Genomic DNA, 13,419 nt, shown 5'->3' on the forward strand with positions numbered 1-13,419 from the left:
AAAAAGAGAGAGGAACGTAAAGGAAGGGGAGACCATATGCGATTTATTCGAGCTTTTCGGGATTTTTCGTCCTTTCATCCGATCGTATATAGCTTGGTCATTGGCGTCGTACTTGCTAGAATAGCAACTTCGATGAGTATGCCATTCCTTGCGATATATTTGAGTAAAAGCACGGCAATGACGCCTGTAGAGATTGGACTCGTGATCGGAGCAGGTTCGTTAGCCTCTACATTCGGCGGTTTTATTGGCGGTAACTTATCGGATCGATTTGGACGAAGAGTCATTATGTTTGGCGCCTTGTTCAGTTGGAGCGGGGTATTTGTGCTATTTGCGCTTGTGCATCATCCAATGCTATTCCTGCTACTTAATATTATGAATGGATTATGCCGTTCGTTCTTTGAGCCAGTATCACAAGCGTTAATGGCAGATGTAACCCCTCCTGAGAAAAGGATGAAAATGTTCTCCTTGCGCTACCTTGGGGCAAATATTGGCGTTGCAATTGGCCCGCTTATTGGTGCTTATTTTGGACTCAGTGCGGGTGGCAATGCTTTTCTAATTACTGGTGTTATTTATTTACTGTATTCCGTAGGTTTGTATGCTGTGTTGCAGTACTTTGGCATTAAGCAAATTGAGGGTAACAATAAATCGAAGGTTAAGCTAGGAGATTCTTTCCGAATTGTCCGAAAAGATGTTGCGCTTCGATTTTTTATTCTCGGCGGGATCACGGTTGGGATTGGCTATTCACAAATGACAGTAACGCTGTCACAGTACTTGCAGGCAAATGTCGTAGATGGCGTCATTCTGTTTGCCATACTGATGAGTGTGAACGCGATTACCGTTATTGTGACTCAAGTGCCACTATCTGTACTTGTAGAACGTAAATCCCCGCTTTTTGGGATCCACATAGGGAATATCATGTTTGCGCTCGGTTTTATTGGCTTTGCGATTTCAGAGAGTACGCTTGCCTGGATTATTTCGATGATTGTTTTCACATTGGGTGAAATCATGAACTATCCTGCTGGGAGTATGTTGATGGATCGACTTGCACCTGAACATCTACGTGGTACCTATTACGGCGCACAGTCGTTTAATTCCCTTGGACAGTTTATCGGACCATCCGCTGGAGGGCTGCTGATGAGCGCTTATAGCGGTACAACGATGTTTATCGTCATGGCTTGCGTCTCTTTATTCGCGAGCATCTGGTACACGACAGGCGGCAGGGTCCATGATAAGCTTGCGGTGAAAAATGGCAGGAAAGCCTTCAATAGTGGAGTGTAAGAACTAAGTATATGCAATCGATCTATGATGCTGCCTGGCTATCGTAAAATAACGGATTTTGAGGTGCTTATTAGAGGTAAAATGGGCATCTATTACAAAATAACGGATTTGCAGGTATCTATTTCATGTGAATGCAGGTAAATTGTTCTGTCTTCGAATGAATAGATACTTCGCAATCCGTTATTTTATCGATGTGGACAGCTTAGGGGGAAATAAGTACCTGAAAAGTACTTATTTGTTTTAAGTAGGACCGATGCCTGAACAAAATGTAAAGGGTGCGACCAAAGTAAGATACTTACTTCGGACGCACCCTTTTTGCAGTACTACCTTAACCTAATAAATTCGGATTCTTCCAGTCACGTGCTGGAAGAGGACCGAGGAATTGGGCAAGGTTACATTCGATTCGGCCATTGTAGAGCTTGCGGTTCTTGTCTGCCTTGCGGTCCATCAGCTTCTCGAGCTGCTTGGTTGGGCTGAACACGAATAAGCTCCACGTGGGCAGCCCATTCGCTAGGACACCGAGCTGGCGAAGCGCTCGCTCGGCGTCGCCAAGATCACCAAGCCGCTCACCGTACGGCGGATTGGTGATCAGGCAGCCATAGTCGCCGCGCGGGCGGGCTTTGGCGACGGACTCCACGCGGAAGTGGAGCTCCTTCGCCAGCCCGGCCGCTTTCGCGGCGGCTAAGGCAACCTCGATCGCGCGAGGGTCGATGTCGGAGCCGACGATATCCAGCGGGATATCGTCACGAAGGGAGTCGTAGGCTTCCTCGCGCGCCTCGTCCCATAGGGACGCTGGCACAGCCCCGTCCCAATCTTCTGCGGAGAAGCTGCGACGCAGACCAGGGGCGATGTTCCAAGCGATCATCGCCGCTTCAATCGGGATCGTTCCGCTGCCGCAGAACGGATCATACAGCGGGCGTTCCGCCCGCCACCGGGATAGCAGGACAATGGCGGCTGCCATTGTTTCTTTCATTGGCGCTTCAGTGACTAGCTTGCGATACCCGCGTTTATGTAGACTTGCGCCAGTCGTATCTAATGTAAGGGTTGCGACATCATTTAATAGCGCCACTTCAATCACATATCGTGCGCCAGTTTCATCGAACCAAGCCGTCCCGTACGCTTCTTTCATTTTTTCCACAATGGCTTTCTTCACAATCCCTTGGCAAGCAGGAACGGAGGAAAGCTGTGATTTATGTGACCGTCCTTCAACCGGAAATTCCGCGTCTTCTGGAATCCAGTCAGGCCATGCCAAAGCTTTTGTTCCTTCGAATAGCTCATCAAAGGTTGTCGCTTTGAACTGTCCCATTTTGACTAGAATACGATCTGCTGTACGGAGCCATAAGTTAGCCCTGCATATCGCTAATTCATCTCCGATGAAGGTTACTCGTCCATTCTCAACGGTTACTTGATCATATCCAAGCTCGCGCACCTCACGGGCAACGATTGCTTCAAGCCCCATTGGTGAAGTTGCAATTAATTGTAATTGTGTCAAAGTCGTTATCTTTCCTTTCGTCTTGTACATCTCACGCAAAAACCATACAATAACTTTATCGAACAATCAAGGAGGAAGTCATCCCATGCAAGACAAACTAGATGCAAATGCTAGCCCATCTACTGAACCTGTAACCGCCGAGTCCTATTTAGCGGCTTTATATGAACCTGATAAAGAATTGCTCCGCATCCAAGCAGCATTGGAGGAGCGTAAGCTGCCGCAAATTTCGGTTGATCCCGCATATGGCAGACTATTAACGCTGCTTATTAATATATCTGGCGCACACACCGCACTTGAAATTGGTGCATTGGGCGGATATAGCGGTATATGCATCGCACGCGGATTAAAAGCGAACAACTGCAAATGGGAATCTGCAGAAAGTAGACTCGTCTCCCTCGAAATTCGCCAAGAATTTGCTGATTTGGCGCTAAGCAATATTACAGCAGCAGGCTATGGCGACATAGCTGAATTCCGTGTAGGTGCTGCATTAGACAGCTTGGAGCAGCTAGAACGCGAAGGGAAGACATTCGATTTCTTTTTTATCGATGCGGATAAAGTGAATTACCCGAACTATCTCGAATGGGCGATCAAATTAGCGAACTCAGGCGCGATTATCGTCGCAGACAATTTGTTAATGCGTGGACGGACAATCGACCCGAATGTTCAGAAGCATTCTGTGCAAGTTATGCGTGATTTCAATCGTATGTTTGCTGCAGATCCACGTCTCGAAAGCACGATGCTGCCTTCATTCGACGGTTTGGCGATCGCCCGAGTGAAGTGATGCTGATTTGGCGCGAATTAAAGTTAAATAGGCCCAGAATGCATTGAGCAGAAGCATAGCCGTAGTAAAGAAGAAAATGCCTCTAATACCACCGATATAGCCAGAGATGAAACCCCCGAAAACAGGGCCAATCATATTCCCGAAGGATAGGAAGCTGGAGTTAAAAGAGTAAGAGCGGCTTTCCATCCCTGCGGGAGTGTATTTACGAATTAATGTATTGACAGTCGGCAATAATCCGCCTAAAAAGATACCGAGGAAGAACCTGGCGATGAATAACTGCCATACACTTGATACAAGCGCTTGGGGAATGAACGCTACCCCTGCACCGATCAAGCAGAAGAACAGAATTTTCTCAGATCCGATACGATCAGACCATTTGCCAAGCAGCGGTGACGCGATCATATTGGAGAAACCTGTAATGGAAGAAACAAATCCAGCAAGAAAGGCTAAATTCTCTGTTCGTCCATTCAACAGATCAGCTACGAACAATGGCATTAGCGGTAGGGAGCTTTGCATGGCGAATTGGATCATGAGCGTAACCGTATAAAGTGCAGGTAATTGTTTAATATGCTGCAAATTTTTCCAGGCTTTGAGAATGGATATTTTAGGCTTTTTCGCAGCTTCGCTTGCATTGAATTTTTCTTTGACGAATATCCAAGAGAGAATACTGCCAAGTGTTAATAAGGAGCCTGTTATGTAGAAAATACTCCGGTATCCTACTGCATCAGCTAATAACCCGCCGATGAATGGCCCCAGAATGGATCCTGCAACCGCTCCCGACTGCAAGGTACCGAGCGCAAAGCCCATTTTGGCTTTGGGCGTGTTCGTGGACATCAGTGCGACTGCAGCTGGTACGTAGCCTGATATGACCCCGTTAAGCATACGAAGTCCAAGCAGCTGCCAGGCATTCGTGGCAAATCCCATCAGCACCATGACAATTGCCATTCCAAATCCAGAACGGAGCAGCATCATTTTGCGACCATAACGATCTGCTACTCCACCCCAAATCGGTTGAAATACGAACGCTGTTACAAAATTCCCTGCAAAAATAATACCTGCCCAAGTGGAAATCTGATGGGGATCGGTCATACCTAAATCTTGCTGCAAGTATAATGGCAAGAAGGGGACGATCATCGTCATTCCACTCATGACCATGAATTGCCCGAACCACAAGACTCCCAGGTTAATCTTCCAACGCTCCATAATGGATACCTCTTTCATTTCTTCATGCCGCGAACAGCAATAAGTTGAAAAGATTATCTATTGATGCAAATCATCCATTTATTATAACACCAACATGTCGAAATTACTGCTTTTGTGCCAACATTGAAAATGAATTGTAATCTATCATTTCGTTTTATATAATTTAACCAAATAGTAGAAATGAGGTAAACGAATGGAGCCTAGATCAAGTAGAATGCGGAAGCCGCCGCCGCGCAAGAAAAAAACGGGTATTCTGTTCTTCTCGATCGCATTACCGTTAGTAGCTATTATCGTTGCGCTTGCCGCTACGCTGTGGAACGGTGATTCAGGGAAAGAGCAAGCGGATCAGAATAACTCAAAAGGCAGTACAATTGTAACTACTTCGACTCCTACACCTACACCTTCCTCTAATCAGAAGCCTGCCCCTGCAACATCTGAACCTGTCAAGCCTGAAACTACCGAGACTCCAACATCAGAACAGAATCAAGGGTCTGTGACGATGACGTTTGTAGGCGACGTGATGATGTCAGATAAAGTTGAGGGCATTCTAAAGAAGGAAGGCTACGATTATCCTTATACATATGTACGCAAATATTTTGAACAAGCGGATTTCTCCATTGCCAATCTAGAAACACCAGTTACGAGCAATGGAACGAAGCAAGATAAGTTGTACTCTTATCAATCTTCACCTGAGGCGCTGCCACCGCTTGCAGCGGCTGGAATTGATCTTGTGAATCTAGCAAATAACCATTCGATGGATCGAGGACCTGATGGTTTACTGGATACATTAAAACATTTGGATGAGGCAGGAATTAAGCATATCGGAGCGGGTCATGACATTGACGAAGCGTATCAGCATGCTATTTTGGAGAAAAATGGGGTTAAGATTGCCTTTATTGGCTTGAATCACATCATTCCGAATGAAAGCTGGAAAGCAACTGCCTCTAGACCAGGCATGACCCAAATATATACTCCCAAGGATGCTGAGGATGCCATCAAACGGGCCAAGGCGGATGCGGATGTCGTCGTAGTATTTGCTCATTGGGGAGAAGAACGTGAGGATATGCCGGTAAAATATCAGAAGGACCTTGCAAGACGATTTATTGATGCAGGCGCGGATCTAATCGTAGGCAGTCATCCGCATGTGCTGCAAGGCTTTGAGCAATACAAGGGCAAATGGATTGCGTATTCGCTAGGGAATTTTATTTTTACAACGAATAAAGTCGCCAAAACGCATGAATCTGCGATCTTGCAAGTAACCGTCAATAAAGCAGGAGAAGCTGAACTAAGTATAGTTCCCGTATTGACTCAGTATGCACTTCCTAAACCGTTAACAGGGGATAAGGCTGACCAGCTATTAAAGCGCATATCCTCGATCTCAATAGATGCAACAGTTGAACTGCTTGGAGATGGAACAGGGAAAGTAACCGCCAAATAACAAGAGGATGGAGTAATCATCATGACAGTTAATATTCGTAATATTTATTGTGTTGGTCGTAATTATGCTATGCACGCCGCTGAGCTTGGCAATGCTGTGCCTAAGGAGCCGATGATTTTCTTAAAGCCAACGCATGCGCTGACTCCGATGAATGGAGAAGCGATAAATTTACCAGGTGATGTTGGAGAAATTCACTATGAAGGAGAATTCGTCATCAGGGTGGGCAAGGCTTACAAACCGGGAATTCTAGTAGATGAGTTAATTGATTCCTTTGCACTTGGTGTTGATCTTACATTAAGAGATGTTCAGACAGAGCTGAAGAAGGCAGGTCATCCATGGACGAAAGCCAAGGGATTTCTAAACTCTGCTCTATTGACGCCACTTGTTCCCTACCCAGGGACGGCTGTAATCGAAGCAAGCAACTTCTCACTTCTCATTAATGATCAAGTTGCGCAGGTTGGCAATGTAAAGGATATGATTTTTGATCTTCAAACGATTGTGGATTATATTGGATCCAAGTATGGACTCGGTGAAGGAGATCTTATTTATACGGGTACACCTGCAGGGGTAGGCGCGCTTCACGACCATGACGTTATTCGTTTGAAATGGGATGAGGAAGAGGTAGGAAAGTCCGTAATTCATTTGGTGTGATGTACTTATTCAAATAAGAAATAATCGAGTACCCAGAGACTAACGCCTATTCAGGTGATTGTCTTTGGGTATTTTTTGTGCTGCAACGAAATTGAATACTTAAGGGTAGCCGTAGCCCGAATTCGCAAGAAGCTCAAGCTGTCCTGCAGGTCATAATCGACTGAGGGACGGCTTTTTTCATGCTAAGGAAATTTTTGTTGCATACTAGTAGCAATAAGTTCAGCAAAGGATGGTAGTTTATGCGCAAATATCATTGGTTGAGTTGGCTCATGATTGGGATAGTTCTAGCACTAGGATTGGGAATTCTCACGTGGTTATCTGCAAGAGAGACAATTGAATTTAGCGGTGATGCTGGCTCGAGGACGCCACAACTGCAAACGCAGGCGGCAGCAACCAGTCATGAGCCCGTTCATCTCATATTCGCAGGAGATGCGATGATGGATTGGTCGGTAAAAGAGGCAATACGCGAGAAAGGGCCAGACTATCCATTTCAGTATGTGCGTGAAGAGGTAAGCGCAGCTGACCTGGCATTCGTTAATTTGGAAACTGCTGTTACGACGCATCGTGTGAAAGATACGAATCAAATTTATAATTTCAAGTCTGATCCGATATCGTTATCAGGCATAAAGAATGCGGGTTTTGATCTCGTGTCTATTAGCAATAATCATGTGCTTGATTATAAGCAGCAAGGGTTCCTGGAAACACTTCAACATTTGGAGCAGACGGGTTTGCGGTATGTTGGGGGAGGAAGGAATAAGGAGCAGGCGTATGCTGCACAACTATTTAAAATTAAGGGACAGAAAATTAAGATTCTTGCATTCTCTAGATTCATTCCGACAGGTGAATGGTTTGCCCAAACTGATCAGCCTGGCGTCGCAGAAGCCTATAATAAGAACAGTGTGCTGCCAGTAATCAAGCGGGAGCGTGCAGGAGCAGACTATCTGCTTGTCTATATGCATTGGGGTGTAGAGAAGACACATACGCCGCAGCAGTGGCAAAGAGAGTATGCGTACCAAATGATTGATGCTGGGGCAGATGCTATTATCGGCAGCCATGTTCATGTGTTGCAGGGATATGAGTTCTACCATGGCAAGCCCATCGCTTATTCCATTGGAAACTTCTTGTTCCCCGATTATGTGAAGGGAGCAAAGGCTGACACAGGCTTGCTTAACGTAACACTTCGAAATGGCAAGGTAGAGATGGCATTTAAGCCTTACTTAATTAAGCATAATCAGGTTATTCCACAAGATCAGAACTATGAGCATAAGCAGCTTAAATTCATAGAAGCCATCTCCAAGAATGTGGAAGTTAACGGTTATTCGATTCAGGATCGTTCGGCTGTAACATCCAGTGCTGACAAATCGCTTCCATAACAGGTACAATGAATCTATTCATAAAGTTGGGGTAGTAGAGGAGAGATTGAACCATATGATAGGCTGGATAGTTGGACTCATCTGTAGTTCCGTGATTGCAGGCGCAGCTTACATGAAAAAATCACTAACAATGAGCGGGGCATCAGGAGCAATCTTACTAGGAACTACCATGTATGCACTTGGCTCAATTGCATGGTATGGCGTTTTGATTGCTTTTTTCGTATCGTCAACGTTATTAACGAAGCTCAAACAGCAGCGTAAGACAGCGGCTGAAAGCGGGTACGCCAAGAGTGGCAATCGGGATATGGGACAGGTTGCCGCAAATGGCGGAATCGGATTATTGTTGTGTATTTTCAATGCATGCTGGCCGCATCCTTACTGGTGGATTGCGTTCATTGGCGTTATGGGAGCTGTAACAGCAGATACGTGGGCAACTGAGATTGGAGGATTAAGCCGAAGTACACCAAGATCAATTTTAAATGGACGCAAGGTGGCCCCTGGTACGTCTGGAGGTATCACAGGGCTAGGTGTAGCCGCATCTGCACTAGGCGGGTTGTTCATAGGCTTGATTGGATGGTTATTCTTGCAGGTTGATGACGTAGGCGGTATTAATCTTGGTTATGTGCTCCTAGTTGGACTTACGGGCGGATTAGTCGGATCTCTTGGAGATTCGTTAATGGGAGCTTCGATCCAGGTGATGTATCGTTGTAAGGCTTGTGGTAGGGACGTAGAAACGAAAAACCATTGCAATCACCCCACAGAGAAAATTAGAGGATTGCAATGGTTTAATAATGATACAGTCAACATTATCGCGTCTATCCTTGGTGGGGCATTAGCGGTAAGGATTTATAAATCTGCGATAGAATTAATTGATTTACTTCGTTAATTCTTCGATTTGATCAAGAATGGAAGCAAATACGCTCATCGCTTGTTTAATCGGCTCAGGTGAAGACATATCAACGCCTGCACGTTTAAGAATATTAATGGAGTAATCACTTCCGCCGCTCTTCAGGAAGCCAAGATAACGTTCAACAGCTGGCTCGCCTTCGTCCAGGATTTGCTTCGCAAAGCTTGTTGCAGCGGAGAAGCCAGTTGCATATTTGTATACATAGAAGGAGTTGTAGAAATGAGGGATACGTGCCCATTCCATTTCAATATCCTTGTCTACAGTCATGCCTTTACCATGGTATTGAACGTTCAGATCATAGTAAATCTGGTTGAAGTCTTGAGCGGTTAAGGATTCACCCTTCTCAACCTTCTCATGTGTGATTTTCTCGAATTCTGCAAACATGGTTTGACGGAACACCGTTGTACGGAATTGATCAGCATAATAAGTTAAGAGATACAGCTTTTCCTTCGGATCAGTTGTTCTCTTAAGGAGATAGTCCATCAAGAGAGCTTCATTGAGTGTCGAAGCCACTTCTGCCAGGAAGATTGTATATTGCGCATCACGGTATTCATTGTTTGCATCGGACAAGTAAGAATGAATCGCATGACCCATTTCGTGCGCAAGCGTGAACATAGAGTTCAGATTGTCTTTGTGATTCAGAAGGACATATGGATGAGTGCCGAATGCGCCCCAGCTATACGCACCGCTGCGTTTATTCTGGTTCTCATAAATATCGATCCAGCCTGTATCATAGCCATCTTGAAGAATCTTCGCATAATTCTCGCCAAGCGGCTCCAGACTATCTTTCACCATTTCCTTCGCTTCTTCATATGTAATATCCATATCGAATTGCTCAACAAGTGGTGTGAATAGGTCATACATATGCAATTCGTCAACCTTAAGCAGCTTTTTACGAAGTTCCATATATTTATGTAACAAAGGTAGAGAATCATGAATCGTATCAATTAAATTCGTATAAACTTCTTTATTGATATTGTCGCCAAATAGGGACATTTCAAGTACAGAAGGGTACTTGCGTGCTTTTGAATAGAACTGATTCTTTACAATATTCGCACTAAGGGTAGAGGCAAGTGTGTTTTTTTGCTTGCGATACGTTTCATAGACAGCTGTAAAAGCATTTTTACGAACTTCTGGATTGCGGCTTTCAAGGAACTGAATGTAGGAGCCATGTGTAATTTCCACTTCTTCGCCCTTATCATTCTTCACTTTAGGGAACTTAAGATCCGCATTATTGATCATCGCAAAAATGGTTTCTGGTGCGCTTGTCACGTTGCCAGCCATTGCAAGCAAAGCTTCTTCTGATTTGGACAATACATGCGGTTTCTGGCGAATCATATCTTCTAGTGTTTTGCGATACAAGGATAGGCTTGAATCCTTCACTAATGCTTGAAGCTGATCATCGGATAGTGTAAGAATTTCAGGTGAGATGAAAGATAGGCTTTCATTCACTTCTACACTCAATTTACGCGCGCGATCAACTAAAGCTTGATCGCTAGGGTCAGCCATATCTTGATGATGCTTCATATTTGCGTAAACGTATAATCTTTCGGCATGCAGTGAAATCTGATCTTCAAGTTCAAAGCATTGCTTAATCGATTCAGCAGAGTTTAATTTGCCGTGAAATTTACTGATTTGTGCAAGCTTCGTTTTAAGCTCGCTATTTTCTTTGTCCCAAGCTGCTTGATCTGCAAACAGATCAGTTAGCTTCCACTGATGTTCAACTGGAACATCCTTACGTGCAGGTAATTGCGACATGGGAGCCCTCCTAATAATAGAATATGGATGAGTTAAAGCTTGCGATTGGTAAGGCATTGCAGATTGAGCAGTTAGACTTAATAGCAACGCCGCTGTTAGTAACCGCATGACAATCACGCTCCTAGGCATAAGCAGATCAAGCTATTTTCTACTCGGTATTATAGAATTTATAACATTTGTGTCATAAATTCTAAGTAATACCTTAAGAAACGCATCCGTCCTTAAAGACGATGAAACCGTTTCTTCACGCCTAGTATAGCCGTTGTCTTCATTCATTATAACGAAGTGTGAAAAGCATAGCTAGTTCATTAACGGAATATTTGTTTAACTTGATTGTCCCAAATTAAAAAAACTAATAAGCACCAGGATAAACGAAATAACGATTAGAACTAATGTGATGATGGCTAGAAATCTTTTGATTTTTGCAGGCAAAGAATCTTTTTTCAAAATCAGGATTAAGGCAAGTACGAATGATACGATGATAAATGTGAGTACTGAATCTGACATTGGCATAAGGTAAAATCAGCTCCCTTGGGTTTTAGCCTTTGGTGCATTTATTCTACCTAATATTAACACAGCAGCGATAACAATGACGATCACAGTATATCTAAGGATTGGATTACCTTCAAAATATTTATGAATAAATGGCTCATCAATAATCATTTTCGAGGCGGTGTAAGCAAGGACGGCAGAACCAAAATAGATGATAATTGGAAAACGTTCAATTAGTTTAATAAATAATGTACTTCCCCATACGATAATCGGCACAGTAATTAATAAACCAATAATGACGAGTCCGATATGGCTTTGTGCAGCACCAGCAATTGCAATAACATTATCGAGTCCCATCGCGGCATCTGCTAAAATAATTGTCCCGATAGCTGCAAGTGCGGTATTTTTAGCCGCGATTTCATGGTCTTTTTTATCAACAAGTAATTTGTAAGCAATCCAGATCAGCATGAAACCACCGAGCAGTAAAAGCCCAGGTATTTTGAGCAAGTAGGTTACTGCGATCGTCGCTAAGATTCTAACCCCGATGGCACCGATTGTTCCCCAAATGATAACTCGTTTCTGTAAGTCCTTCGGTACATTCCTAGCTGCAAGTCCAATAACAATTGCATTGTCACCTGCTAATACGAGATCAATCACGATGATGGAGAATAATGCCGCGAAAAATTCGGCTGAGAACCATTCCATAACGTTGTCCACTCCCTTGTTTTAGATATAGTCTTGCATCATGTACCTGATTCAATTCGCATCTGGCAAGATTTTAGTGAACACAAAAAGACCTTTGCCAGAATAGAATATTTCTAGGCAAAGGTCTTGCTAACAACGGAATGTTGCCGAAAAAGCCGGAGCAATATTGCACTCGTATTGACGACTTTATCGTATCTAGCTACTCCCCTTTGGAGAATCATATATTACATGTTAAGGAAATTATATCTTTAGTATATATCGATTGTCAATCGTAGATTAGACTAGTTCAAATGCATCAAGAATTTGCTTGCGCTCTTCATCGGTGCCTTCAAATTTCTCGACACTAAAACGATCTTGAGCCCATTGTATTAACGCTGATCTGCTTAAAAAAGTATATGTATCTTCTCCCCACTGATCAGATATGACTCTAGCGATATACCTCGTTCCATTGACTTCAACTGTAAGCATATTCCATTTATCTTGTTTGTAGATTACATGTTTTTTTATCATGAAGGTTGACTCCGTTTCATTAACATTTTGCCCCATCATAACGCAATAAATTGGTGTTTGCAAGGCATGCAATACCTCATAGCAAAGAAATTAACCCTTAGGTCTTTCATGACCAAAGGGCTGGATGAGATTACTCAATAATTTGCAAGATTTCATCAATTTCTTTGCGCGGAAGCTTGTTCGGACGATCTGCTGTTGGATGACCTAGTGCGATAACCATGTTGATTTGGCACTCTGCAGGGATCTCCAGATAGGATCTGATTTGATCTTGTGCGAGTAGGACAGGTCCTGTCATTGGACAAGTTGCGAGCCCCCTTGCGTGTGCAGCTAGCATCAGATTCTGGATGGCTAAACAGGAACTCTTAATTCCTTCTTCCTCCCATACAGCGTCATCAACGAGCTTAATGGGATCAAATATTTTTTCACGGAATTTGGAATTATATGGAGTCGCCAAGCAAATAATGAGTGCGGGAGCGTTTGCGAATGCCGTTGCATAAGGGCCAAATGATTTGCTTAGAAGCTTGGCTTCCTTAGCTAGTCCATTCTCTTCTGCATAGGCTGCCCTTGCATGGAGCTGATCCCACGTTAATTGTTCAATATGTTTAATCATACCAGCGTTCGTAATTGCTATAAATTTCCAAGTTTGCGAATTAGTATCGCTTGGTGCATATCTAGCACAATCAATGATCTCACGTATATCCTCGATTGCTACTTTCTCTTCTGTAAACTTACGAATCGAGCGTCTACCTTGAATAATTTCTTTTAAATCAGTATACTGCATGAACAATTTACCTACTTTCCCTAATCTCAATAAAATTCATTGTTTTCTAA

The 13,419-nt window shown here is 43.7% G+C and carries 13 protein-coding genes; 6 read left to right on the plus strand and 7 right to left on the minus strand.

The window, feature by feature from the left end; translation table 11 throughout:
• Positions 1-36 precede the first annotated feature (36 nt).
• Positions 37-1,278, plus strand: a complete 1,242-nt coding sequence (locus E0485_RS19895) for an MDR family MFS transporter (protein ID WP_132419823.1) — start codon at positions 37-39, stop codon at positions 1,276-1,278.
• Between the two features lie 328 nt (positions 1,279-1,606).
• Here E0485_RS19895 and E0485_RS19900 read toward each other — a convergent pair whose 3' ends face one another.
• The gene (locus tag E0485_RS19900) at positions 1,607-2,770 is read right to left on the minus strand and encodes a THUMP domain-containing class I SAM-dependent RNA methyltransferase (RefSeq protein WP_132419882.1); all 1,164 of its coding nucleotides are present in this window, start codon (positions 2,768-2,770) and stop codon (positions 1,607-1,609) included.
• Between the two features lie 85 nt (positions 2,771-2,855).
• On the opposite strand from E0485_RS19900, the gene E0485_RS19905 reads away from it, so the two are divergent.
• Positions 2,856-3,551 carry an O-methyltransferase gene (locus tag E0485_RS19905; protein ID WP_132419824.1) on the plus strand — a complete coding sequence of 232 codons (696 nt, stop codon included), beginning with the start codon at positions 2,856-2,858 and terminating at the stop codon, positions 3,549-3,551.
• On the opposite strand, the gene E0485_RS19910 is transcribed toward E0485_RS19905, so the two are convergent.
• Positions 3,516-4,754 (minus strand): MFS transporter, encoded by a 1,239-nt coding sequence (locus tag E0485_RS19910; protein WP_132419825.1) that lies wholly within the window; start codon positions 4,752-4,754, stop codon positions 3,516-3,518. The two genes, E0485_RS19905 and E0485_RS19910, sit on opposite strands and share 36 nt — an antisense overlap.
• Before the next feature lie 193 nt (positions 4,755-4,947).
• On the opposite strand from E0485_RS19910, the gene E0485_RS19915 reads away from it, so the two are divergent.
• The 4 genes from E0485_RS19915 (at position 4,948) to E0485_RS19930 (ending at position 9,102) form a co-directional block, all read left to right on the plus strand.
• The gene (locus E0485_RS19915; protein WP_132419826.1) at positions 4,948-6,192 is read left to right on the plus strand and encodes a CapA family protein; all 1,245 of its coding nucleotides are present in this window, start codon (positions 4,948-4,950) and stop codon (positions 6,190-6,192) included.
• Positions 6,193-6,213: 21 nt separating this feature from the next.
• On the plus strand, positions 6,214-6,843 hold the full coding sequence (locus E0485_RS19920) for a fumarylacetoacetate hydrolase family protein (protein ID WP_132419827.1): 630 nt from the start codon (positions 6,214-6,216) through the stop codon (positions 6,841-6,843).
• Positions 6,844-7,082: 239 nt separating this feature from the next.
• The gene (locus tag E0485_RS19925) at positions 7,083-8,216 is read left to right on the plus strand and encodes a CapA family protein (protein WP_132419828.1); all 1,134 of its coding nucleotides are present in this window, start codon (positions 7,083-7,085) and stop codon (positions 8,214-8,216) included.
• 55 nt (positions 8,217-8,271) lie between these two features.
• Positions 8,272-9,102 (plus strand): DUF92 domain-containing protein, encoded by an 831-nt coding sequence (locus E0485_RS19930; protein ID WP_165921236.1) that lies wholly within the window; start codon positions 8,272-8,274, stop codon positions 9,100-9,102.
• Here the strand turns inward: E0485_RS19930 and pepF are convergent.
• The 5 genes from pepF to E0485_RS19955 form a co-directional block, all read right to left on the minus strand.
• Positions 9,091-10,881 (minus strand): oligoendopeptidase F, encoded by a 1,791-nt coding sequence (pepF, locus tag E0485_RS19935; RefSeq protein ID WP_207911022.1) that lies wholly within the window; start codon positions 10,879-10,881, stop codon positions 9,091-9,093. The genes E0485_RS19930 and pepF overlap by 12 nt on opposite strands.
• A gap of 324 nt (positions 10,882-11,205) precedes the next feature.
• Positions 11,206-11,394 carry a hypothetical protein gene (locus E0485_RS19940; RefSeq protein WP_132419831.1) on the minus strand — a complete coding sequence of 63 codons (189 nt, stop codon included), beginning with the start codon at positions 11,392-11,394 and terminating at the stop codon, positions 11,206-11,208.
• A gap of 9 nt (positions 11,395-11,403) precedes the next feature.
• Positions 11,404-12,078 (minus strand): TerC family protein, encoded by a 675-nt coding sequence (locus tag E0485_RS19945; protein ID WP_132419832.1) that lies wholly within the window; start codon positions 12,076-12,078, stop codon positions 11,404-11,406.
• Between the two features lie 276 nt (positions 12,079-12,354).
• The gene (locus E0485_RS19950; protein ID WP_132419833.1) at positions 12,355-12,588 is read right to left on the minus strand and encodes a hypothetical protein; all 234 of its coding nucleotides are present in this window, start codon (positions 12,586-12,588) and stop codon (positions 12,355-12,357) included.
• A 130-nt stretch (positions 12,589-12,718) separates the two neighbouring features.
• Positions 12,719-13,369, minus strand: coding sequence for a nitroreductase family protein (locus E0485_RS19955; protein WP_132419834.1), 651 nt, complete (start codon positions 13,367-13,369; stop codon positions 12,719-12,721).
• Positions 13,370-13,419: the final 50 nt, after the last annotated feature.

This window comes from Paenibacillus albiflavus (genome assembly GCF_004344915.1).
GTDB lineage: Bacteria > Bacillota > Bacilli > Paenibacillales > NBRC-103111 > Paenibacillus_AM > Paenibacillus_AM albiflavus.